Source organism: Synechococcus sp. CBW1006 (assembly GCF_015840525.1).
Classification (GTDB): Bacteria; Cyanobacteriota; Cyanobacteriia; order PCC-6307; family Cyanobiaceae; genus CBW1002.
In genome coordinates this window covers 3,217,035-3,239,548 of the sequence record NZ_CP060396.1, presented here as the reverse complement: position 1 = coordinate 3,239,548, position 22,514 = coordinate 3,217,035, and the positions used below count along the sequence as shown (strand labels likewise).

The following is a 22,514-nucleotide window of genomic DNA, read 5'->3' as shown; positions in this document are numbered from 1 at the left end:
GGATGTCGAGCTGGGGCATGGCCGCCAGGCCCCGGGGGGGCCGCAGGCCGTAGTGATCGCGCAGGGCCGTGAGGTTCAGCTCACCGCGGCGGAGCTGACGCCGCAGATACCGCTCCACACCGGCCAGATCGTCCGTCCGGGCAGCGACATGGAGGGCGTCCACCATGACCTTGGCGGCCTCATCCGGCGGCAGGGCCGCCAAAAGCAAGCGCCACAACTGACGCCAGGTCTCTCCGGGGAGCAGGTCGGACTGCAGCTGGGCACGCAGCAGCGCCCGGGGTTTGCGGCGCAGACTCTCGATCACGTGGCGGAAATCGATCCGCCGCAACGGCCCGCTTTCTCCCGCTCGCCGATGCAACCGTGGCAGGGTCTCCACGAACTTGCTGCGCAGGAACAGATCCAGCCGGTCATGGCGCAAGTGCACCGTCAGCTGCTGGCCGATCAGCCGCGAGGGGACGCTGTAGGTGACCGAGCGCACCTCGATCGTGCTGGTGCTCCGCACCCGCGCCACCACCGGCTCGTAGTCGGCAAAGCGCTCCACCGGCAGGGGCTGGAGATGCAGCTGCTCAATCTCCAGGTTCCCCTGCACCTGGTAGCGGCTGTTGAGCGTGTTGGTGACCTGGGCGACGAGCTGCCGGTAGTCGGCCTCGGTGGCGAAATCACGGCTGCCGCGCTGGATCAGCTGCTGCTCCAGCCGATGTTTCCAGTGCCGGTGCGGGCCCTCGATCGCGCCGTTCTCGTGGGCAACGCCGCGGTTGTTGCGGGTGGCGATCACCCCCAGGTGGGCGCACAGCTCGCGGTAACGGCTCGTGTAATCGCCGGCGTAGCTGCCGTCGCGGTTGCGGAAGCAAGCACTCAGGCTGTCGGTGCGGTGCTCCGCCGGCACCCCACCGCAAAGAGCGAGAGCGTTTTGCAGGGCCTCGGATAGGGCGACAAAGCTTTCGCCGCCGTGGATCACCGCCACATGGCACCAGCCCGAATAGGGCAGGCGGAAGTGGAACAGCCGGTGCTCCAGCACCTCCCCCGCCACGGTGATCGGCTCACCTTTGAGCAACGTGAAATCCGAGATCCCCAGTACACCGGCCCGGTGCTGCTGCAGGAACATCACCTCCTGGGCCGGGCCGTGCAGGGCCCGCCACTGCTCGACGCGGCGCTGCAGGGTCCGCTTGCGCCGGTACCACTCCTCGCCAGGCCTGAGCTGTTCCAGGTGAAGCAGCAGGGTCTGGGGTTCCAGTTGCGGCGCCTTCTCAAGCATCGGCACCAGCACGCTCTCCCAGACCTCGGCCAGGGGATCGGCTCGGGTGCGCCAATGGCGACCCCGCTGCTGCTGTTGCCCCTCGGGCTGCAGCTCACCCCGATCGATCCGTTGCGCGCTGCGCACCGAAATCCCCGCCGCATCAGCCGCCACCTGTTGGCTGAGCCCATTGGCCCGTTTTGCCATGTACCGCTCCTTGATCCGCAACGACAGAGGGGCGGGCATGGCAGGGCTCCAGACCGGAATCGGAACCCTGTTGTCGCGTCCTGAGACCCGCCTATGTAGTTGCGCGGACCCGCCTACCTAATCGTCGCCGGACACGGCTGGTGATCTGTTTGCAGAATCACCTCATTCCGAGCTCTTGATCATTTGCCGAACCCAGTTGCTCAACGCCTGGCGCCCAAGCGCTCCGGAGGCCACAGCCAGAATGGTGGCTTCCGCTGCTTCCGTCGAAGCCGTCAGTTCATACCCATTGAGCATCAGCATGACTTCCATGGCGGCATGACCGATGCGTTTGTTGCCATCCACAAAGGGATGGTTCCTGATCAAAGAAAAGCCAAGTGCTGCTGCCTTATCGACGAGAGTGGGATAGAGATCAGTACCCGAGAATGTCTGGCGGGGCTGCGAGAGTGACGCCTCCAGCAGGCCGAGGTCCCGCAATCCGGGCAACCCACCAGAGGTGACGATCAGACGGCGATGCAGCTCCAGAACCTCGCTGAGGCTGAGAAAGCGGATCAAGCCAGGCGCCGGTAGAGCTCCTTATTCTTTGCCAGCACTTGGGAGGCGGCGACCTCAAAGTCAGCGGAGGGCCTGCTCAACAGATCGCGAACAGCAGCTGCCGCCAGGTCCTGCTGGGCCACGTTGAGCCGTACCGCCACCTCGGCGAGGGCACGGGACTGCTCTTCATTGAGATTGATGGCGAGGGCCATGGCACTCCTCCAAGACTCTCACTTTAGGAGGGTTGATGGGGGTTGCCTCCTCAAACCGCCAACCCCATCCCCTCCATCCACCCCGCCGGGATGGGCCTCTCCAGCCGCCAGCGGTTCATCCTCCTGTCTCAGAGCAATTCCAGGAACTGCTGAGGCGTCAGGCCTGCATCCCGGGCAATCGCGCCCATGGTGATGGCGTTGATCAGATCATGACGGGGAATGACCAGGCGCCGCTCGCCGTTGCTCATGATCAGATGCCCGGATTCCCTCACCACCCGATAGCCAAGTTTCTGGAATACCCGCACCGCCTCCTTCTGGCTGATCCCCGGAAGCCTGGGCATTACACGCTCAGCTCCAGCGTCTCCACGGTCTTCACGCCGGACTCCTCGGCCTCAACCTCAAGCCAGAGGGTGATGGCCTCGCGGATGTTGCTGAGAGCTTCCTCGCGGGTGCTGCCCTGGGAGTGACAGCCAGGCAGGTCGAGGCAGCTCACAGCCCAGCCTTCTTCGGTTTCCAGCAGGCGGATGCGGTAGGTCATGGAGCCGGCGCCTTGGTGGGACCAGTCTGGCTGTTCTCAAACCGCCAACCCCATCCCCTGCATCCACCCCGCCGGTATCGCCCGCTCCAACCGCCACCGAATCGCCATCGGCCTCTCCCCCACTGCTGCGCAGAAGCCTTCGGCTACGTGGCTTTCGTAGGTGGCAAACCCCAGACACCGAAACGGCTCGGTGACACCCCCGGCGCGCCCACCTTCGCGCCGGTGCTCCCGCACGAACAGCAGCACCCTTGAACCCCGCTCCTCGTGGTGGATGTAGCGCTGCCCGGTGGGGGAGGCGGCGGTGGTGGTGCTCTGGCTCTCCCAGAAGAGGGCTTCGCTCATGTTGAGGGTGATGAACAGCAGGTCGGTCTGGCTGGGTTCGTGCCAGAGGACGCCTTCGCGGTGGATCCAGGGGGCGGCGTCGCGTCGTGAGGCTGTCTGCCCTCCTCCCCTGGACTGTGCGAGGAACACAGGACCGCTGTGTTCGAGCTGCGTTGAACGGCACGGCCAAACCGAGCAGAATTGGCCAAGGTGAAACAAGCCGAATGTATCCCCATGCCGCTTCGCTCAGCCACAGAGTTCCCAGTTAGCCCCGACGCGGAGGCTCTGGAGACGACCTACCTGGAGTGCCGCGCAGCCCTCGTTTCGGCAAACCGCTCCCGCGGGATCCTCAAGGCCCAGAGCGATCGGCGGGGTGTGGTAATCGCCGAGCTGCAGCGGGAACTGCAAGACCTTGAGGCCGACCTGGGCGATGAGGCGCGGGCCAAGGCCCGTCTGCATGCGATGAACAGCCGTCTGGTGGAGGTGATCCGCGAGCTGGAGAGCACGGGTGATGCGATCGCGGAGGTCGTGGAGGAAAGCGAACGGCAAAGTGGCTTCTGGCTGGTGCGGATGTTCCAGGAACTGGTGGTGCTGGTGCGCCAGTGGCGATCGGTGAAGGCCAAAGCAACAGCCATTGCTACGGAAGCCAATCAACTGGGGCCGCAGGCCTGACCCGATGGCATCGCCCACGACATCGATTGCCGATCTCCTGGAAGCCACGAGCCGGGAACTGGCTGGCACCGATGCCCGCGTGTATCGGCGGGTTGGTGTCCATTTGCAGCGCACCTCACAAGCGATCGAGGATCTTGCTGGGCAGGCCAGCGCAGGGGGAGATTCGCGAGCTTTGGCACTCCTGGGCCGAGGCAGCTTCCTGCAGCAGTCCGTGGCCACCCTCAAGGGCCTCTGCAAGGCCCATGGAATCAGGGGCTACAGCAAATTGAAGAAACCAGCGTTGGCTGTCGTTCTCGAGCTGCATGGGATAGAGCCACCGCCCAGGCCATTGGAGAGCTTTAGCAAGAAGGAACTGATCGCTTTGGTGCGTCAATTGCTGGAGCAGAACTAAGGGATGGCCACACAGCGTTATTCCGTCACTCCTCACCCCTTCGATACCTTGTTGACCTGGGTGAAGAGTGGTGAAATCGCCATCCCGGAGATCCAGCGGCCCTTTGTGTGGGAAGCCACCAAGGTGCGCAACCTGCTGGACTCCCTCTATCAGGGCTTTCCGGTGGGCTATTTGATTGCCTGGCGAAATCCCACGGTCAAGCTCAAGGACGGCACCACCTCGGCTGGTAAGCGAATCCTGATTGATGGGCAGCAGAGGGTGACTGCCTTGATGGCTTCTCTGTTGGGCATGGAGGTGCTCACCAAGAACTATGAACGGGTACGCATCCGCATTGCCTTTAACCCGCTGGCAGAAGGTGACGAGCCCAGCTTTGAAGTGAGCAACCCTGCGATTGCCAAGAACCCGCTTTGGATTCCAGATGTCTCGAAGCTCTTCCAGTCCGATGCGGATCTGTTTGATCAGACGGACGCGTATGTGGCAAGGAATCCAGAAATTGATCGGAATCTGGTTGGAAAGTCGCTCCAGAGGCTTCTGAAAATCGTCAATAACTCCGTTGGCTTGATCGAGCTGGCTGAAGATCTTGACATTGAGACTGTTACCGAGATCTTCATTCGCGTTAACTCGGCTGGTGCAGAGCTCTCCCAGACCGACTTTGCCATGTCGAAGATCGCCGTTAATGAGGCCTATGGCGGCAATACGCTCCGCAAGGCCATTGAATACTTCTGTCATCTGGCGATCTCGCCAGACTTTTACTCCCAGATCGAGAAGAGCGATCCGGAGTTCACTAGATCGGAATTCTTGCCCAAGATGGCTTGGCTCAAGGATGTCAACGACGATCTCTACGACCCTACCTATACCGATATGTTGCGTGTGGCCTTCACCTCGGAGTTTGGTCGCGGCAAGCTCCAGGATCTGGTGGCCCTGGTTTCGGGCAGGAATTTCGCCAGCAAGCAATACGAGGAGAACATTGCAGAGGAATCGTTCGCCAAGCTGAAGCAAGGTGTTCTTGCCTTCATGAGCAAGACCCACTTTGATCGGATCATTATGATCCTGAAGTCTGCGGGGTTGTATCCGTTCAGGGGCCGTTACGCAGCAGCGCAGCATTCCACCCTTGATCGCTGATCAACGAGCAACCACAGACACCACGATCGATGACGGCCGGCTCAGGGATTCGGCAACAGCGATGGCATCTCACCGCCGCGATGATGGGCGATCAAGGCCTGCTCCAGGAACTGCCAGATATCACGGCCCTGTTGCCGCAGGCTGGTGGTGACCGTGAGCAGCCTGCTGCGGCAGATCGCACCCTGGCGGGATTGGACGCCATGGCTGATCTTGCGCTGAATCACCGAATGGCGCAGGGCACGCTCGGCTGCGTTGTTGGTGGGCTCGATCCCTTCAATCTCCAGGAAGGTCCAGAGGCCATCGCTCACTTGCAGCAACTGATGGCAGGTACGCACCGTCTTGGCCCACGGCGTTCGCTCGCCGCGCTGGCAGCCCAGCTCCACAACCCGCTGCAGCGTGCCCACAAACGCCTGGCGGATCGGCCGACAGCCCTGCTGCAACGTGGACCAGTCGATCGTTCCGTCTTTGTAGCGGTGCCACTGGGCAAACAGCTGCTGCTGCAGGCCCAGCAGCTCCGCTCCAATCTCACCGCTGGCGCCCTGACGGTCAGCGATGGCGGTGAGATCGCGGATCACGTGCGCCCAGCACAGCTGGCGCTGCTCCAGCGGGAGATGGTTGTAGGCGGAGAAGCGATCGCTCACCACAATTCCGCCAAAGGCATTCCCGAGCAGGTCGATCGCGGCGGCAGCCGAGCGGCTCAGGCTCTGCAAGAACACTGTCACCCCCATGGCGGTCACCATGACCCACTCCCAGCCGCGCCGGCCATCGGGGTTGCCCCCATCGGCATTACCGGTGGGGGCACCGGTTTCATCGACATAGACCACCGACTGCTGACGGGCAAACGCAAGGGCCTCCTGCATGGGCTGCTCCAGTGCTGCACTCAAGCGCTGGCGGATAGTGGCCATCGCTCCCCGGCTGATCTGTACCCCCAGCAGCTGATCCAGCAGCGCCTGGGTCTTGCTGAAACTCAACGGGAAGGCACTACCCAGCAGACCCACCAGAGCACTGAGCCGGGGACCGTAATGGCTTACTTCCACCTCCGCCGGTAACGAGGCACAGGTGCTGGTGGAACAGCAGGGGCAGACCAGGCGGTGCAGCCGGTGCTCGATCACCAGAGGCGTGATCGGTGGAATCTCGATCACCTGGTGCCTCAAGGGCTCGGGATCCTGACCCTGTAGCAACGTGCCGCAGCGGCGGCAGGCCTGGGGGTGGTGCTCGACCACCTCATCCACCCGCTCGATCGGCAGCAGCTCCGGCCCAGATCCGGGATGGCCCGGCTGGCCGCCGCGCTTGCGGCCACTGCCCTTGCGTCGTTCGGGCGGCTTAAACCCCTGGCCATCACTGGAGGGAGGCTTGGAAGAATTGCGGGAGCTGCGGCCGATCCGCTCGCGCAGATGGGCCAGTTCGGTCGCCAGGGCGGTGAGCTGGATGCGGAGCTGCTCGATCTCCTGTTGCTGCCTCTGGCACTGACTGACCAGCTCAAGAAATCCAGCCTTCACTCCCACCGGGGTGGCGGCCCAATCGGCTTCTGAAATCCCGGCCGGTGGGGTGGTCATCGCAAGGAGTCTCTTACTGAGATGCAACCAGGAATCAAGCCACCGTCAAGGGTTCAGCAAGCCCGATGTTCGTTGCGAGCTGTCCCGACTCCTGAACGGGTACGCGGGGTTTGTGACCAGTGACTTGATTCGCAGCCGCAATGCGATCAACTTTGCTTACATCTTCTATCTGAGAGGGCGGCGAGAGAATCTGCCGCCACACGAGATCGAGAGCCTGGTGCGGCGTTGGTTTGCGATGTCGATTCTCAGAGGCCGCTATTCGGGCAGCCCAGAAACAGCCTTCGATTTCGATATCCGCCAGATTGATTCTCAAGGTCTTCAAGTGTATGCGGAGACTGTCATCGAGAATGAGTTGCCTACTACATTCTGGACCGGGATGTTGCCCCAGTTGATGGACACGTCGTCTTCGACAAGCCCGTACTTCATCGCCTACCAGGCGGCCCAGGCCCGGCTCGGTGATCGCGGCTTCCTCTCGGCTGGAATTTGCGTGCGGGATCTCTTGCTCAATCGCGGCGACAAGCACCATGTATTGCCACGTAAGCATCTGCAGCGGGCGGGAGCTTCCAGAAGCAGCTACAACCAGATCGCCAACTTCGTGATGGCCCAGAGTGAGATCAACATCGCCATTGGCGACAATGCGCCTGAGGTCTACTTTGGCGAGCTTCGCGAGCAGGTAAACGGTGGCCCTAAGCGTTATGGCGGCATCACCGATCCAGAAGAACTGAAGGCCAATCTGGTGATGAACTGCCTACCTACGAGTCTGTTGGATGGAGAGCCTTTAGACTACGACACCTTCCTGGTGGAGCGGAGGCGGTTGATGGCCGACAAGATCCGCCAGTGGGTTGAGGTGCTGTGACCACCAACTTCGCCCAGCTGCGTCCCTACGACGAGCAGCTGTTCCGGCTGGGCGTGCTGGCCGAGCGCTACTTCCCCGAGGATCCCAATACAGCGCTCATTAAATTGCGTCAGCTCGGCGAGCGGTTGGCCCAGCAGGTGGCGTCCCGATTCGGGGTGTTCACCAGTCTTGAAGAATCACAGCTGGCCTTGATCCGCCGGCTGGAGCTGGAGGGACTGATCGAGCGAGAGGTGGCCGGCCTCTTCCACGATCTGCGCAAGACCGGCAATGCGGCCACCCATGGGCTCCAGGGCGACCATGCCAGTGCTTTGAGCACCTTGAAGATTGCCTGGCAGCTGGGGGTGTGGTTTCACCGCACGTTTGGTGATCCGGAGTTCCGCAGCGGACCCTTTCGGCCTCCACAGCCGCCCGTTGATGAGAGTGAGGAACTGAGCCAGGAGCTGGCATGTCTGCAGCGCGCGCTCGACGCCTTTCGGGCGAACGAGACGGCGATGGCCGAGCAGCTCAGTGCCGCTGAGGCACAGCTGCAGCAGGCCCTGGGCGAACAGCAGCAATGGGAACAACTCGCCGAGCAGGTGGAGGCCGACAAGGCTGCCCTCGCTGCCCAGCTGCAGGAGCTGCAGAGCGCTGCCGCTCAGCAACCAGCAGCCGTGACTTCAGGTCTGCGGCAGGCAGCGCGCACAGCCGCCGCGGCGATCGAGCTGGATGAGGCCGCCACCCGCCAGCTGATTGATGAGCAGCTGCGGGCAGCCGGGTGGGAGGCGGATACCCAAGCGCTGCGGTATGGAGCGGGGGCTCGGCCGCAGAAGAACCGCAATCTCGCCATTGCCGAGTGGCCCACCAGCAGCGGACCGGCCGACTACGTGCTGTTTGTGGGGCTCACGGCCATCGCGGCGGTGGAGGCCAAACGGGCCAACAAGGATGTGGCGGGCGTGCTGCCCCAGGCCCAGCGCTACTGCCGCGATTTCCAGCCCAGCAGCGCCACGGAGGAGCCCAGCCAACAGTGGGGCCCGGATGGGGAGTACCGCATCCCCTTTGCCTTCTCCAGCAACGGCCGGCCGTTTCTGCAGCAGCTGCGCACCAAAAGCGGGATCTGGTTTCGGGATTTACGCCGCAGCGAGAACCTGGCCGTTCCCCTCGACGGCTGGTATTCCCCGGAAGGCCTGAGGGAGCTCGCCCGGCAGGATGTGGCCGGGGCCGATGCGCAGCTGCGCCGGGAGGCCTTCAGCTACGGCTTTTCGCTGCGCCCCTACCAGCGGCGCGCGATCGAGGCCACCGAGGCGGCGATCGCCGCAGGCCAGCGGGAGCTGCTGCTGGCGATGGCCACCGGAACGGGGAAAACCAAAACCTGCATCGCCCTGATCTACCGGCTGCTCAAGACGGGACGCTTCCGGCGAGTGCTGTTTCTGGTGGATCGCTCGGAGCTGGGTACCCAGGCCGCGGATGCCTTCAAGGAAACGCGGATGGAGAGCCTGCAGAGCTTCGCCGACATCTACGGCATCAAGGAACTGGGCGAGCGCGAGGCTGAATCCGACACCAAGGTGCACATCGCCACCGTCCAGGCGATGGTGCAGCGGCTGCTGCTGGGCAGCGAAGAAGACAAGCCCACGGTGGACACCTATGACCTGATCGTGGTGGACGAATGCCATCGGGGCTACCTGCTGGATCGGGAGCTCAGCGATCGGGAACTGCGCTTCCGTGATTTCAACGACTATGTGTCGAAGTACCGGAGGGTGCTGGAGCGGTTTGATGCCGTGAAGATCGGCCTCACGGCCACACCGGCCCTGCATACGGTGGAGATCTTCGGCCAGCCGGTGTTTGTGTACAGCTACCGCGAGGCGGTGGTGGATGGCTACCTGGTGGATCACGAACCACCGATCCTGATCTCCACGGAGCTCTCCAGCGAAGGCATCCGCTGGGCCGCAGGAGAGGAGGTGAAATCCTACAACCCCGGCACGGCCCAGATCGAATTGTTCACCACGCCCGATGAGCTGCGCTTCGCGGTGGAGGCGTTCAACCGCCAGGTGATCACAGAACCCTTCAACAGGGTGGTGTGTGAGGTGCTGGCGAAGGAGCTGGATCCACTCTCGCCGCACAAAACCCTGATCTTCTGCGCCACCGATGCCCACGCCGATCTGGTGGTGCTGCTGCTCAAGGAAGCGTTTCGGGAGCATTACGGCGAGGTGGCCGATGACGCGGTGGCGAAGATCACGGGCGCCAGCGACAGGCCGAAGGAGCTGATCCGCCGCTACAAGAACGAAGCCTTCCCCAATGTGGCCGTCACGGTGGATCTGCTGAGCACCGGGGTGGATGTGCCGGCCATCGGCAACATCGTGTTCCTGCGGCGCATGAACAGCCGCATCCTGTATGACCAGATGATCGGCCGTGCCACCCGCCTGTGCGAAGCAATCGGCAAGGACAGCTTCCGCATCTTTGATGCCGTGGGCATCTACCAGGCCCTGCAGAACTTCACCCAGATGCAGCCGGTGGTGGCGAACCCGAAGCTCAGCTTCAGCCAGCTGCTCGGTGAACTGGAGAGCACCGGCGAGGAGGAGAGTGAGCTGGTGCGCGAGCAGCTGATCGCCAAGCTGCGGCGCAAGCAACGGCACCTGAGCGAGAACGCCGAAGCGCGGTTCCGGCTGCTCACCGGCGAGGAACCGGCCGCCTTCATCAGCCGCCTGCAACAGCTGCCGATCGCCGAGGCCCGCCGCTGGCTGGGCACCCTCAACGGTCTGGGCGAGCTGCTCGATGAGCAATGGCAGGGGCCTGCTCAGCCCCAATTCGTGTCGGAGCACGACGACGAGCTGCGCGCGATCGAGCGGGGCTATGGCGACGCCACCCGCCCGGAGGACTACCTCGATGGCTTCACCGCCTTCGTGCGTGATCCAGGCAATGAGTTGCCGGCTCTCACCACCGTGCTGCAGCGGCCCTGGGAGCTCACCCGCAAAGACCTGCGGGAGCTGAAGCTGGCTCTCGATCAGCGCGGCTACAGCGAAGCCACCCTGGCCACCGCCTGGCGGGAGACCACCAACCAGGACATGGCGGCCTCGATCATGGGGTACATCCGCCAGGCGGCCCTCGGTGATCCGCTGGTGCCCTATGAGCAGCGGGTGGAGCGGGCCCTGCAGCGGATCCTGGCCTCGCGCGCCTGGACCACGCCCCAGCGGCAATGGCTGCAGCGCATCGCCAACCAGACCAAGGTGATCAAGATCGTGGACCGCGAAGCCCTCGACGACGACGCCCTGTTGTTCCGCCGCGAAGGGGGCGGCTGGCCACGGCTGAACAAGCTCTTCGGCGGCGAGCTGGAGACGGTGCTGCACCGCTTCCAGGAAGCGGTGTGGGAGGCGGCTTGACCCGCTGTACCAAGGCTTCATCAAGGCCCACGTGCCGCATGGGCACGCCAAACGGTGGTATCATCAACGAGTGATCAGGTCGTTTCGTTGCCGAGACACCCTTGCGCTCTTCGAGGGTCGGCCGGTGAGGCGCTTCGGCAGCATCGCCCGCGTGGCTTGCCGCAAGCTGGCCATCCTCGATGCCGCCGGCTGCCTCAACGATCTGATGATTCCGCCAGGCAACCGCCTGGAGCCGCTCCGCGGAGACCGCCATGGCCAGCACAGCATCCGCATCAACGATCAGTTCCGGCTCTGCTTCGTCTGGACGGAAGCCGGCCCAGAGGAGGTTGAAATCGTTGACTACCACTGAATTGATGCTGGTGCCCCCGGGTGAGGTGCTGCTGGAGGAGTTCCTGCGGCCGATGGGAGTCAGCCAGTACCGGCTGGCCCTGGCCATCGGCGTGCCGGAGAGCCGCATCAACGCGATCGTGAAGGGGCGGCGGGCGATCACCGCCGACACCGATCTGCGCCTTTGCCGGTTCTTTGGCCTCAGCGAGGGCTTCTGGCTGCGGATGCAGGCCAGCCATGACCTGAAGCTGGCCAAGCAGGCACTGGCCAGTGTTCTGCCAGCGATCGAGCCGTTGCAGCACGCCTGATCTAGTCTTGGTATCGACCGTCTCGGAGGGCGAGAGCGATGCGCGCCAAGCTGTTCCGCAACGGCCGCAGCCAGGCGGTGCGCCTGCCGGCTGCCTTTCGCTTCGAGGGAACGGAAGTGGAGATTGAGCGCGACCCGGAAACCGGCGCCGTGGTGCTGACGCCGGTGCGGCCATCGGCCCGTGCATTGCTGGAGCTGAGGGATGCGTTGCTGCAGGAGCCTGGCTTCGGTGCCGAACTGGATGCGTTGTTCGAGGGGTTGCACGACACCCGTCCTGCCGAACCGGTGGACTTCCCCTGATGGCTGCGGGGAACGAGAGGTTGATGCTGGACACCAACGCCATGAGCGCCTTTCTCCAACGACGCTCGCCACGGCTGGATAGCTGGGTGCGTGAGCAACGTTGTTGCCTGTCCGCCATTGTTGTGGCCGAGATCCGCTACGGGCTGGAGAAGCTGCCGCCCACTTCGCGGATGCAGACGCGGTTACAGGAGCTGGCGGAGGCCACCCTCGAGACCCTGGAGATCCTGCCCTGGTCGGAAGCGTGCACGAGGATCTACGGCCGGCTGCGCGCCGATCTCGAACGCCATGGCAAGCCTCTGGCGGTGATGGACCTCCTGATCGCCAGCCATGCCCTCAGCGAAGGCTGCGCCCTGGTGACGGCGGATCGGGCCTTCGCCAAGGTGGCCGAACTCCACCTGGAGGCCTGGTGATGCCCACCACCACACACGACATCGTCGCCAAGCTCTGGAACCTCTGCAATGTGCTGAAGGACGACGGGGTGACGTACCACCAGTACGTGACGGAGCTCACCTATCTGTTGTTCCTGAAGATGGCCAAGGAAACCGGCACCGAAGCCGGGATCCCTGAGGAGTGGCGCTGGGATGAGCTGGAGCCGCTCCAGGGACTCAAGCAGCTGGAGCACTACAAGCTGCTGCTGCTGGAGCTGGGCAGTTCCAGCAGCGGCAGCTCACTGCTGGTGCAGGAGATCTTCGCGAATGCCACGTCGTTTATCCGCAAGCCCGTCACGCTGAACAAGCTGGTGGAGGAGATCGACAAGCTGGATTGGTACAGCGCCCGCCAGGAGGGTCTGGGGGATCTCTATGAGGGGTTGCTGCAGAAGAACGCTGAGGAGAAGAAATCGGGGGCAGGCCAGTACTTCACCCCCCGGCCGCTGATTGATGCCATGGTGGCGGTGATGCAACCGCAGCTGGGGGATGTGATCCAGGATCCGGCGGCGGGCACCGGCGGCTTTCTGATCGCGGCCCAGCACTGGATCCGCGAGCATCAGGAGATCAGCGAGCTGGATGAGGCGCAGCAGAAGCGCTTCTACCAGAGCACGTTCTACGGCATGGAACATGTGCAGGACACGCACCGCCTGGCACTGATGAACCTGATGCTGCACGGGCTGGATTCGGTGCATGGCGAGGGCGGCATCCGCTATGGCGACACCCTCAGCAGCGATGGCGAGGGGCTGCCGAAGGCCAGCTTGATCCTCACCAATCCGCCCTTCGGCACGAAGAAGGGCGGCGGGCTGCCCAGCCGCAAGGATTTCACCTTCCCCACCAGCAACAAGCAGTTCTGCTTCCTGCAGCACATCTACCGGGCGCTGCAACCCGGCGGCCGGGCGGCGGTGGTGCTTCCGGACAACGTACTGTTCGAAGGCAACGTGGGCAAGCAGATCCGGGCGGACCTGATGGACAAGTGCAACCTGCACACGATCCTGCGGCTGCCCACCGGCATCTTCTACGCCCCGGGCGTGAAGACCAATGTGCTGTTATTCACCCGCGGCACGAGCGATCGGGGCAACACCGAGGCGGTGTGGGTGTACGACCTGCGGGCCAACATGCCGGCCTTCGGCAAGCGCACCCCCCTTACCCGTGAGCATTTTGCGGCGTTCGAGGAGGCCTTTGGCCCGGATCCGCTGGGGTTGGCCCCGCGAACCGCCACGGGGCCTGAGGGCCGCTGGCAGCGCTTCAGCCGTGAGGAGATCGCCGCCCGTGGCGACAGCCTCGATCTGGCCTGGCTGAAGGATGACTCGGCTGAGGATGGCGCCGCCCTGCCGGAGCCGGCGGTGCTGGCCCAGGAGGCGATGCTGGAGCTGGAAGGGGCGCTGGAGGATCTGCGGGCGATCCTGGCGGAGCTGGGAGAAGAGGTGGAGGAGTTGGTGTGATGGAGGGGCGGGAGTTGCCGGTTGGGTGGGAAGTTGCGAATGGTTTAGATGTATTCGAACTTGTTACAAGTGGATCAAGAGGATGGGCTAAATATTATTCAGATGATGGGCCATTGTTTATCCGCATAGGCAACCTAGATCACGACTCGATCGAGCTTGATCTGCGAGATGTGCAGAATGTAAGGCCTCCTGTTGGTTCGGAGGGAAATCGTACTCGCCTTGAACCGAATGACATTCTAATCTCCATCACTGCAGAGCTCGGCATGGTCGCCCTGGTTCCAGAGGGCCTGGGAGAAGCCTATGGCCACCTCGAATAATCAGCTATTCGCAAGGTCTCTGTGGACACGAAAAAGCCGCCGAAGAGGCGGCAGAGCATGAGAGCCTTATATCGTCTATTGACGAGATCTCCTGAACTATGGGAGCTTCTCTGGGAGATTCATGCAACAGTTGCTATATGGGAAGAGCGCTGGAGATAACGAAGGAAGTTGAAGGTCAGGTTCTTGAGGCCCCACCAAGCATCATTCCTTTCTAGCCCAATTTTTCTTGTCAGTTTTCCACCCATGGACATAGTCATGCAGCCGAAGACATGCTCCACACAAGCTCTGATTGACGACTTGACACGATTCAGTTCCTTGGCTTTGTCGCTGAGAGGATGATTGCGAGCACCTTTTTCATGGATCAGGCTTTCGAAGCCACCTAGACTCAGAAGATCCTCAAAGCATTCACCTGAATACGCTGAGTCTGCCCAAACAAAGTCATGTTCGTTTTCTGGATCCAGCAAGCGTGGGAGCAACTGGCTGTCGTGAATGTTGGCAGGAGTGACAGCATATCGGCGGATGAATCCATGGTCAACATCGATACAGATGCTGTTCTTGTAACCGTAGTAACTGATGCCGTTCTTTTTTGTCCAGCGAGCATCTAAATCCTTCTGCTGCAAGCGATCTGGGTTTTCATCCCAGCCCTCCGGCAGCCTCCCGGCTTTGATTTCTTTGTTCTCCTCGCGGGTATTGCGTTGCTTGGGAACCGGAACAAGAGTTGCATCGATGATCTGGCCACCGCGGGCTTGGAGGCCCTGGGAGCGGAGGTATGCCTCAAACATCTCGAAGAGCTCCTCGATAACTTCCGCCTTGCGCAGTCGCTCTCTGAAGAAGGCGACTGTGGTGGCATCAGGAATGCTGTTCATCACACCAAGCCCGACAAACTCCTCAAAGGAGCGCCTGTCATTCACCTGAAATTCAAGCTCTTCATCGCTGAGGTTGAAAAGCTGCTGGAGAACGAGCATCTTGAAAAGGATCAGCGGATCAATCCTCTTGCGCCCTGCATTAGTCTTGCGCTTATGGACATAGCCCTTGTCAAGCAGTGGGCGGAATGAATCCCAAGGGATCGATTCAGAAAGTCGCTGAAGAACCGGCTTCTTCTCCTTGAGCTTTGCGACTCTTTGCTGTTCGTCCCAGAAGCCTCTCTGACCCACTGCAGAATTAGAATGTCATCAATCTAATATTAGCTCAGATTAGGCATATTGCATTGGCTTGTTGATTTATCGAGGTGCCCCTATGTCAATCAACATGTTGCCTTGGCTCGGCCCAGCTCAGAGATAGAGGCCCGATTTCTCGCTTGGTATCTGGCTTCAGAATCCGATGGAAAGCGCCAGCTGCTTGAAGCTAAGCGAGGAGCAACGAAGGTTGGCCTGGGGCTTCCTGATATTCGAAACCTCTTCCTTCCCCTTGCCCCCCTCAACGAACAACGCCGCATTGCCGCCAAGCTCGACACCACCCTCCCCGCTGTCGAGGCCTGCCGCCAGCGGCTCGATGGCGTGGCGGCGATCCTCAAGCGCTTTCGCCAGGCAGTGCTGGCGGCGGCGACGTCGGGGGAGTTGACGCGGGAGTGGCGGGAGGAGATCGGGAAGAGCCTGGATGCCTGGACAGCCCGAACAGTTGGCGATGTCGTGACAGATATAGAAGCTGGTCTCAACGTGCAATGCGAAGAGCGCCCTCCAGCGGACAACGAGAGGTACCCGTTCAGGAGTCGGGACAGCTCGCAACGAACATCGGGCTTGCTGAACCCTTGACGGTGGCTTGATTCCTGGTTGCATCTCAGTAAGAGACTCCTTGCGATGACCACCCCACCGGCCGGGATTTCAGAAGCCGATTGGGCCGCCACCCCGGTGGGAGTGAAGGCTGGATTTCTTGAGCTGGTCAGTCAGTGCCAGAGGCAGCAACAGGAGATCGAGCAGCTCCGCATCCAGCTCACCGCCCTGGCGACCGAACTGGCCCATCTGCGCGAGCGGATCGGCCGCAGCTCCCGCAATTCTTCCAAGCCTCCCTCCAGTGATGGCCAGGGGTTTAAGCCGCCCGAACGACGCAAGGGCAGTGGCCGCAAGCGCGGCGGCCAGCCGGGCCATCCCGGATCTGGGCCGGAGCTGCTGCCGATCGAGCGGGTGGATGAGGTGGTCGAGCACCACCCCCAGGCCTGCCGCCGCTGCGGCACGTTGCTACAGGGTCAGGATCCCGAGCCCTTGAGGCACCAGGTGATCGAGATTCCACCGATCACGCCTCTGGTGATCGAGCACCGGCTGCACCGCCTGGTCTGCCCCTGCTGTTCCACCAGCACCTGTGCCTCGTTACCGGCGGAGGTGGAAGTAAGCCATTACGGTCCCCGGCTCAGTGCTCTGGTGGGTCTGCTGGGTAGTGCCTTCCCGTTGAGTTTCAGCAAGACCCAGGCGCTGCTGGATCAGCTGCTGGGGGTACAGATCAGCCGGGGAGCGATGGCCACTATCCGCCAGCGCTTGAGTGCAGCACTGGAGCAGCCCATGCAGGAGGCCCTTGCGTTTGCCCGTCAGCAGTCGGTGGTCTATGTCGATGAAACCGGTGCCCCCACCGGTAATGCCGATGGGGGCAACCCCGATGGCCGGCGCGGCTGGGAGTGGGTCATGGTGACCGCCATGGGGGTGACAGTGTTCTTGCAGAGCCTGAGCCGCTCGGCTGCCGCCGCGATCGACCTGCTCGGGAATGCCTTTGGCGGAATTGTGGTGAGCGATCGCTTCTCCGCCTACAACCATCTCCCGCTGGAGCAGCGCCAGCTGTGCTGGGCGCACGTGATCCGCGATCTCACCGCCATCGCTGACCGTCAGGGCGCCAGCGGTGAGATTGGAGCGGAGCTGCTGGGCCTGCAGCAGCAGCTGTTTGCCCAGTGGCACCGCTACAAAGACGGAACGATCGACTGGTCCACGTTGCAGCAGGGCTGTCGGCCGATCCGCCAGGCGTTTGTGGGCACGCTGCAGCGGGTTGTGGAGCTGGGCTGCCAGCGCGGCGAGCGAACGCCGTGGGCCAAGACGGTGCGTACCTGCCATCAGTTGCTGCAAGTGAGCGATGGCCTCTGGACCTTCCTGGAGATTGAAGGGATCGAGCCCACCAACAACGCAGCCGAGCGTGCCCTGCGCCATTCGGTGATTCAGCGCAAGATCAGCCATGGCGTCCAATCCCGCCAGGGTGCGATCTGCCGCAGCAGGCTGCTCACGGTCACCACCAGCCTGCGGCAACAGGGCCGTGATATCTGGCAGTTCCTGGAGCAGGCCTTGATCGCCCATCATCGCGGCGGTGAGATGCCATCGCTGTTGCCGAATCCCTGAGCCGGCCGTCATCGATCGTGGTGTCTGTGGTTGCTCGTTGATCAGCGATCAAGGGTGGAATGCTGCGCTGCTGCGTAACGGCCCCTGAACGGATACAACGAGAGAGGCCTTGTAAAAATCAGCGCTGTCACATGGGGAACCTATGACGAAGATGAAAGCAAGACACTGAAGCCAGAGCAACAGGTCTTGGAGAGAAATCGAATTCGACCTGGCGACTTCCTGATTTCAAGGGCTAATACCATTGAGCTTGTCGGGCAATGCGTAATCGTTCATGAGGCGAGGCGCGCTCTGTACCTGTCCGACAAGGTGCTTCGCCTCGTCATGCCTGAAGAGTGGAAACAATGGTTGCTTATGTGCCTGCGTTCCGAAAATGGTCGTCGCCAGATAGAGGTCTTATCAAGTGGGAATCAGCTATCCATGCGGAATCTATCGCAGAAGAATCTTCTGTCTATCAAAATTCTTCTGCCTCCAAGGGATGAACTTGATCAAATCGAGAGTTGCTCGAATAGTCTCTTCGACCTCGCTGACCAGCTCGAAGCCAAACTCACCGCCGCCCGCAGGATTGTGGAGCACCTCACGCCAGCCCTGCTGGCCAAGGCCTTCCGCGGTGAGCTGGTGCACCAGGACCCCAGCGATGAACCAGCAAGCGTGCTGCTGGAGCGGATCCAGGCGGACAGTCAAGCCAACAATGCCAAGGGGAAAACCATCCGGTCCAGGCGAACCATCACGAATCGATCACGAACGAAGACCGTATCACCCACGAACATGCTCACACGCGATCAGATTGCCCAAAACCATCTCAGCTCCATCCTTAAGGAATGCGGATCTCTCTCGGCTGAGGCTCTTTGGAGTGCCTCTCAGCTCGAGATTGACGATTTCTACGATCAGCTGAGGCACGAAGAGTCGCACGGCTTCTTGCGTGAGAACCGCAGCGACTCTCCTGATAGCTCGCGGCTGATAGAGAGTGCCGCATGAGACTCGATTGTCTAACTATCCCAAGCTATCGAAACCTCCAGTCCTTTACGATCGATTTTGATGAGTGCCAGGCGACGACGGTTTTGATCGGGCGAAACGGCTCAGGTAAATCTAATCTATTCGAAGCGATTGTTGAGATCTTCCGAGAGCTTGAATCTGGTGGTCCGCCACCATTCGCCTACATACTTGAGTATTCATGTCGTGATCATAAGATCAGGATTGACGCTGATCCTGGCCGAGCAAGCAAACGTCTCGCTATTTCTGTAGACGGCACGGGAATAACTCAGGCAGCGTTTAAGCAAGGCCTCCAAGATCTACTGCCGAACTACATCTTCGCGTATTACTCGGGCTGGAGTAGCCGTTTAGAGCGCCACTTCGATCGACCAACCCGCAAACACTATGCCGCCATTCTTAATGCTCGCCACAAGCAGTTTCCCCTGCGAAGGATGTTTTTCTGCCGCAAGGAGTACAGTCAACTTGTCCTTCTGGCATTCTTTCTTGAGAAGACGGCGGCGGCGCGTGATCTGCTTGAGAAGTATCTGGGAATCAAGGGTTTCGTCTCAGCTCTTTTCGTGCTAAAGACCCCATGGTGGCGGGGAAGCGGGGCTCCAAAGAAAATTCAACTCGAAGAGGGCGATGCCCGATTCTGGTACGCGCGAGGTGCATTTAAGGACTTTCTTGATCGTCTTTGGGAATGTTCGCTAGCGCCAATCCGCAATAGCGAAACCGTGGACCGCGATGTTCGCAGGCAAGGTGAAACCACAGAAAGGCTCTACTTGTTCGTCTAGAACGAGGCTGATCTTGAGGGGCTTAAGCAAGGTGAATCTGATTCAAAAGATCTTTTCGGCTATCTCGAGAGCCTCTTCCTCTGTGACCTGATAGACGAAGTCCGGGTAACAGTCGAAAGAACTGATGGTACGCGTGTGAAGTTCACGCAGATGAGCGAAGGCGAGCAGCAGCTTCTCACTGTCCTCGGCCTCCTTCTATTTACGCAAAATGATGAGTCACTGTACCTGCTCGATGAGCCCGACACGCATCTAAACCCAGTTTGGACTTATGACTTTCTCAAGCTCCTCCAGGACAACATTCGGGCCGATAAGGGTCAGCTGCTTGTGGCAACTCACAACCCGCTGATGATTGGCAATCTGCGTAAGAACCAAGTGCGCATTCTTTCCGTTCAAAACGAGATCGTCGTTTCGCGGGAACCCGAGGATGACCCGCTTGGGATTGGGGTTGAGGGTCTCCTTAAGTCGGAACTGTACGGATTACGCTCAAGCCTCGCGCCTGAGATTCTGAAACAGATGGATCGCCACTACTTTCTACTTGGGAAAGAGAACCTTGCTGACAGTGAGCAAGACGAGCTGAGGGAGCTCGCTGCAGAGCTTAATGAGCTTGGCATAGTTAGGTCTCACCCGAACCCGTACTTTGAAAGCTTCGCTGGTGCTCTGGCACGGCGTGTCCCACACGATGAGACCGTTTTCACTAGGGCGGAGATCCAAGCGCAGGTTGAGGTGGCGAATGAAGTGTTAACTAAGTTAATCGAGGAAGAGAGATCTCTCCAAGATGAATGTAAGGCGTGAGGCACATCCCGCTCCACAACAACTGCCCTGATCCCGATTGGTGTGAACGGGCAGCCACTCTTCTCGATCAGCTTAAAGCTGCACCTGATGTTGCAGCGCGTCATGAGCTTATTGATGGCAACACATCTCTTTGGCGCGAGCTAAAGGAATGGCTGCTTGCACTCTCCCATGGAAAGTGCTGGTTTTCTGAAGCGAGGGATTGTTTCAGCTACTGGGATGTGGAGCACTTTCGCCCGAAGAAGAACGTTAGGAATGTGCGTGGCTCCTCTGGCGAAGGTTACTGGTGGCTAGCATTTGATTGGCACAACTTTCGTATCTGCGGGAATGTCGGCAATAGAAAGAAAGGTGCATATTTCCCATTGCGTGACGGCTGCCCCCATGTTGGGCCACTTGGTGACCTCCGGTACGAACAGCCACTGCTGCTTGATCCAGCTGATGAAGATGATCCCAATCTGCTTTTCTTCAATCTCGAGGGTGAGGCGATACCTGAGCCACATGTAACTGATGCATGGGAGCGGGACCGAGTCGAATATTCTGTAGAGCGCTATAAGCTCGATTATCCACCACTTTCTAACAGCCGAAAGTTGGTCTGGGCCGAATGCTGGAGTCAGGTCCAACAGTATCTTGCTGAGTTGGCGAGATATCAAGGTGATCCTGCCAATGCGATTGCACGGGAGGGCATGAGGAATGCGGCTAGGGCAATAAGAAAGATGCTTCGAGAGGAGAGCGAGTTTTCTTCGGTTGCCAGGGCTTGTATTGAAAGCTCAGGAGATCCCCGCGTACAAAGTCTGCTTAGAACTGCATGAAGTGGCTGGAATGACAGATTCTTTACTGACCTGCCCACGCATATACACCTGGGAGCTGCTCCTGCTGCCTGCTTGCCGTTGGGTTGCCTTTAGAATAGTGCACCATTTCCTGAAGTCGTTCCCATCACCCGAACGCCCTGTGAGCAAGATAAGAGCCTATTTCCAGCAAGGTGTGCGGGCCACATTGAAGGAGAGAGAAATGGAGGTATTCACAACCGTTCTATGAACCTGCTCCAACCACAGCCTCTGCAACGGCCTACGGTGGATCCCGATTGTGAGGCACTGGTCCTTCAGCGTGAAGCGACATCGGCTGGTTCTGGAGGGGGGCGATGCTGAGGCGCTTCGCATCAGCGACGACCAACTCGCGGAGCTCTTGGCGGCTCTCAAGGAGGGGGCGCGCCTCGCGTTGCGCTTTCAGGCGGAGGGCATCAGCAGCCAAACGGGCCCCAGACCCCGCTGGCTGGAGGCCTGCACCAACCATGTGATCACAGGCCTGAGCGCCGGCTCTGCGGTGCTGGAGCTTGAGGCGCCCACCCTGGAGGAGGCCGCCCCTGACGTCTTCCCATCGATAGTCCAGTTCAGCCTGTTGGAGCAGGAGGAGCCCCCCGTTCCACAGGGCAGCACAGCCCTGGAGCTCTTCGCGTTGGTGCTCCGGCAGATTCAGCAGGGGGATGGCTCCACCCTGAAAGCCGATCGGGCACTCCTGGAGGGTTGCCTGCGCTTTGCCCGCGTGCCCGGTGGATCCTTCAGTGGCATCAGCCTTGGGCCCATCGACGGCGAGGGTCCGCCCGTGATCCTCAAGGCCTCAGACATTCCCCTCATCGAGGCGTTGGTGCAGCAGACGCCCCTCCCCCAGGCCATCCGCTTCACCGCCAAGCTCGACACCATCTCCTCCACCAGGCCGTCGGTCACCCTGCTGAGCGACGACGGCGAGAAGATCGTGGCAAGGCTTCCGGGCAGCGTCACCACCGAAGAGTTGCGGACCCTGTTCGGGCAGCGAGTGATGGTTGCAGGCATCGGCCACTACCGCCCATCGGGACGCGTGCAACAGATTGCCATCAGTCAGATCCACCTGGCTGCAGCATCTGATGAGCTATTCAGCGAAACTCCCCGGGCGTGGGGCTCGACATCTCTGTTTGCGCCCGCCACTCAGGAGCCTGGATCCGGTGTCGCGAACTTCTTCGGCACCTGGCCAGGGGAAGAGTCTGACGACGACCTCACGGCTGCCCTCTCCGCCATTCGATGACGGCTGCTGCAAATGCCGGCAGGCCCTTCCTGCTCGACACCAGCGTGATTCTCCACCTGGTGCGAGGGAATTCTCTCGGGCGGCAGATACGAGACACCTATGACTTGCTTCACTGCCAGCCTCGGCCTTTGGTCTGTGTGGTGAGCCTGGCCGAGGCGCGGGTGCTGGCGGAAACCAATGGCTGGGGCGAAGCAAAACGCAATGCCCTGGACATGGCCTTCCGCTCCCTGACGGTTGTGAACATCAGCCATCCCACCGTAATCGATGCCTATGTGAAACTCGACCTTCATGCCCGTTCCCATCCGCTCGGGGCACGCAGGATGGGCAAAAACGATCTGTGGATTGCTGCGACTGCCGTTGCCGCTGATGCTTTCTTGCTGACGACGGACAAAGACTTTGAATGCCTGATCCCATCCCATGTTCATGGACAGGTGATATCTGCATCCTGTTGATACGCCGGTGGCACTTACAGGAACACCCGC

General features: G+C 60.9%; 24 protein-coding genes and 2 pseudogenes. 18 read left to right on the top strand and 8 right to left on the bottom strand.

Annotation, left to right across the window (positions count from 1 at the left end; all coding sequences use genetic code 11):
* Positions 1-553: 553 nt before the first annotated feature.
* From istA to H8F26_RS15925, 6 genes and pseudogenes are all read right to left on the bottom strand, one after another.
* Positions 554-1,441 (bottom strand): annotated as a pseudogene (gene istA, locus H8F26_RS19645) (IS21 family transposase); the annotation flags it as partial.
* Positions 1,442-1,603: 162 nt separating this feature from the next.
* Positions 1,604-1,993: a type II toxin-antitoxin system death-on-curing family toxin gene (locus tag H8F26_RS15945; protein WP_197155689.1), complete on the bottom strand. Its 390-nt coding sequence runs from the start codon at positions 1,991-1,993 to the stop codon at positions 1,604-1,606.
* Positions 1,990-2,184 (bottom strand): DNA-binding protein, encoded by a 195-nt coding sequence (locus H8F26_RS15940; protein WP_197155687.1) that lies wholly within the window; start codon positions 2,182-2,184, stop codon positions 1,990-1,992. The genes H8F26_RS15945 and H8F26_RS15940 overlap by 4 nt, the downstream gene beginning before the upstream one ends.
* Positions 2,185-2,312: 128 nt before the next feature.
* Positions 2,313-2,525 (bottom strand): type II toxin-antitoxin system HicA family toxin, encoded by a 213-nt coding sequence (locus H8F26_RS15935; protein WP_197155686.1) that lies wholly within the window; start codon positions 2,523-2,525, stop codon positions 2,313-2,315.
* Positions 2,525-2,722, bottom strand: coding sequence for a type II toxin-antitoxin system HicB family antitoxin (locus H8F26_RS15930; protein ID WP_197155684.1), 198 nt, complete (start codon positions 2,720-2,722; stop codon positions 2,525-2,527). Before H8F26_RS15930 ends, H8F26_RS15935 begins: the two co-directional genes overlap by 1 nt.
* A 36-nt stretch (positions 2,723-2,758) precedes the next feature.
* Positions 2,759-3,145: pseudogene (locus tag H8F26_RS15925) on the bottom strand (DUF3427 domain-containing protein); the annotation flags it as partial.
* Between the two features lie 132 nt (positions 3,146-3,277).
* Between H8F26_RS15925 and H8F26_RS15920 the strand changes: the two are divergent.
* From H8F26_RS15920 to H8F26_RS15910, 3 genes are all read left to right on the top strand, one after another.
* On the top strand, positions 3,278-3,715 hold the full coding sequence (locus H8F26_RS15920; RefSeq protein WP_197155682.1) for a hypothetical protein: 438 nt from the start codon (positions 3,278-3,280) through the stop codon (positions 3,713-3,715).
* 211 nt (positions 3,716-3,926) lie between these two features.
* Positions 3,927-4,106, top strand: a complete 180-nt coding sequence (locus tag H8F26_RS19640) for a hypothetical protein (RefSeq protein WP_231605288.1) — start codon at positions 3,927-3,929, stop codon at positions 4,104-4,106.
* A gap of 3 nt (positions 4,107-4,109) precedes the next feature.
* Positions 4,110-5,228: a DUF262 domain-containing protein gene (locus tag H8F26_RS15910; protein WP_231605286.1), complete on the top strand. Its 1,119-nt coding sequence runs from the start codon at positions 4,110-4,112 to the stop codon at positions 5,226-5,228.
* A gap of 41 nt (positions 5,229-5,269) precedes the next feature.
* Here the strand turns inward: H8F26_RS15910 and H8F26_RS15905 are convergent, their stop codons facing one another.
* Positions 5,270-6,784 (bottom strand): IS66 family transposase, encoded by a 1,515-nt coding sequence (locus tag H8F26_RS15905; protein ID WP_197154224.1) that lies wholly within the window; start codon positions 6,782-6,784, stop codon positions 5,270-5,272.
* A gap of 124 nt (positions 6,785-6,908) precedes the next feature.
* On the opposite strand from H8F26_RS15905, the gene H8F26_RS15900 reads away from it, so the two are divergent.
* From H8F26_RS15900 to H8F26_RS15870, 7 genes are all read left to right on the top strand, one after another.
* Complete coding sequence (locus H8F26_RS15900) at positions 6,909-7,640, top strand: hypothetical protein (RefSeq protein ID WP_197155678.1); 732 nt, start codon at positions 6,909-6,911, stop codon at positions 7,638-7,640.
* Entirely contained in the window at positions 7,637-10,993 is a 3,357-nt protein-coding gene (gene hsdR, locus H8F26_RS15895; protein WP_197155672.1) for a type I restriction-modification system endonuclease, read from the top strand. The genes H8F26_RS15900 and hsdR overlap by 4 nt, the downstream gene beginning before the upstream one ends.
* A gap of 124 nt (positions 10,994-11,117) precedes the next feature.
* Positions 11,118-11,342 (top strand): type II toxin-antitoxin system RelE/ParE family toxin, encoded by a 225-nt coding sequence (locus H8F26_RS15890; protein ID WP_304623227.1) that lies wholly within the window; start codon positions 11,118-11,120, stop codon positions 11,340-11,342.
* Positions 11,343-11,346: 4 nt separating this feature from the next.
* Positions 11,347-11,628 carry a HigA family addiction module antitoxin gene (locus tag H8F26_RS15885; RefSeq protein WP_197155661.1) on the top strand — a complete coding sequence of 94 codons (282 nt, stop codon included), beginning with the start codon at positions 11,347-11,349 and terminating at the stop codon, positions 11,626-11,628.
* Between the two features lie 38 nt (positions 11,629-11,666).
* Positions 11,667-11,927, top strand: coding sequence for an antitoxin (locus H8F26_RS15880; protein ID WP_197155658.1), 261 nt, complete (start codon positions 11,667-11,669; stop codon positions 11,925-11,927).
* Between the two features lie 41 nt (positions 11,928-11,968).
* Positions 11,969-12,337 (top strand): PIN domain-containing protein, encoded by a 369-nt coding sequence (locus H8F26_RS15875; protein ID WP_231605285.1) that lies wholly within the window; start codon positions 11,969-11,971, stop codon positions 12,335-12,337.
* Positions 12,337-13,797, top strand: coding sequence for an N-6 DNA methylase (locus H8F26_RS15870; RefSeq protein WP_231605283.1), 1,461 nt, complete (start codon positions 12,337-12,339; stop codon positions 13,795-13,797). Before H8F26_RS15875 ends, H8F26_RS15870 begins: the two co-directional genes overlap by 1 nt.
* Positions 13,798-14,233: 436 nt before the next feature.
* Here H8F26_RS15870 and H8F26_RS15865 read toward each other — a convergent pair whose 3' ends face one another.
* A complete protein-coding gene (locus tag H8F26_RS15865) occupies positions 14,234-15,268 on the bottom strand; it encodes an IS5 family transposase (protein ID WP_197155644.1) in 1,035 nt (344 codons plus the stop codon).
* Between the two features lie 48 nt (positions 15,269-15,316).
* On the opposite strand from H8F26_RS15865, the gene H8F26_RS20290 reads away from it, so the two are divergent.
* The 8 genes from H8F26_RS20290 to H8F26_RS15825 all read left to right on the top strand — a co-directional run bounded on the left by H8F26_RS20290 (position 15,317) and on the right by H8F26_RS15825 (position 22,484).
* Positions 15,317-15,865, top strand: a complete 549-nt coding sequence (locus tag H8F26_RS20290; protein ID WP_197155642.1) for a restriction endonuclease subunit S — start codon at positions 15,317-15,319, stop codon at positions 15,863-15,865.
* Between the two features lie 45 nt (positions 15,866-15,910).
* Positions 15,911-17,425: an IS66 family transposase gene (locus H8F26_RS15855; RefSeq protein ID WP_197154224.1), complete on the top strand. Its 1,515-nt coding sequence runs from the start codon at positions 15,911-15,913 to the stop codon at positions 17,423-17,425.
* Positions 17,426-17,731: 306 nt separating this feature from the next.
* Positions 17,732-18,400 (top strand): hypothetical protein, encoded by a 669-nt coding sequence (locus H8F26_RS15850; protein WP_231605281.1) that lies wholly within the window; start codon positions 17,732-17,734, stop codon positions 18,398-18,400.
* Complete coding sequence (locus H8F26_RS15845) at positions 18,397-19,188, top strand: AAA family ATPase (protein ID WP_197155639.1); 792 nt, start codon at positions 18,397-18,399, stop codon at positions 19,186-19,188. Before H8F26_RS15850 ends, H8F26_RS15845 begins: the two co-directional genes overlap by 4 nt.
* Before the next feature lie 135 nt (positions 19,189-19,323).
* Complete coding sequence (locus H8F26_RS15840) at positions 19,324-19,980, top strand: AAA family ATPase (protein WP_231605280.1); 657 nt, start codon at positions 19,324-19,326, stop codon at positions 19,978-19,980.
* The gene (locus H8F26_RS15835) at positions 19,977-20,786 is read left to right on the top strand and encodes a hypothetical protein (protein ID WP_197155637.1); all 810 of its coding nucleotides are present in this window, start codon (positions 19,977-19,979) and stop codon (positions 20,784-20,786) included. Before H8F26_RS15840 ends, H8F26_RS15835 begins: the two co-directional genes overlap by 4 nt.
* Before the next feature lie 295 nt (positions 20,787-21,081).
* Entirely contained in the window at positions 21,082-22,032 is a 951-nt protein-coding gene (locus tag H8F26_RS15830; RefSeq protein WP_197155635.1) for a hypothetical protein, read from the top strand.
* Entirely contained in the window at positions 22,029-22,484 is a 456-nt protein-coding gene (locus H8F26_RS15825) for a PIN domain-containing protein (RefSeq protein WP_197155633.1), read from the top strand. The genes H8F26_RS15830 and H8F26_RS15825 overlap by 4 nt, the downstream gene beginning before the upstream one ends.
* Positions 22,485-22,514: the final 30 nt, after the last annotated feature.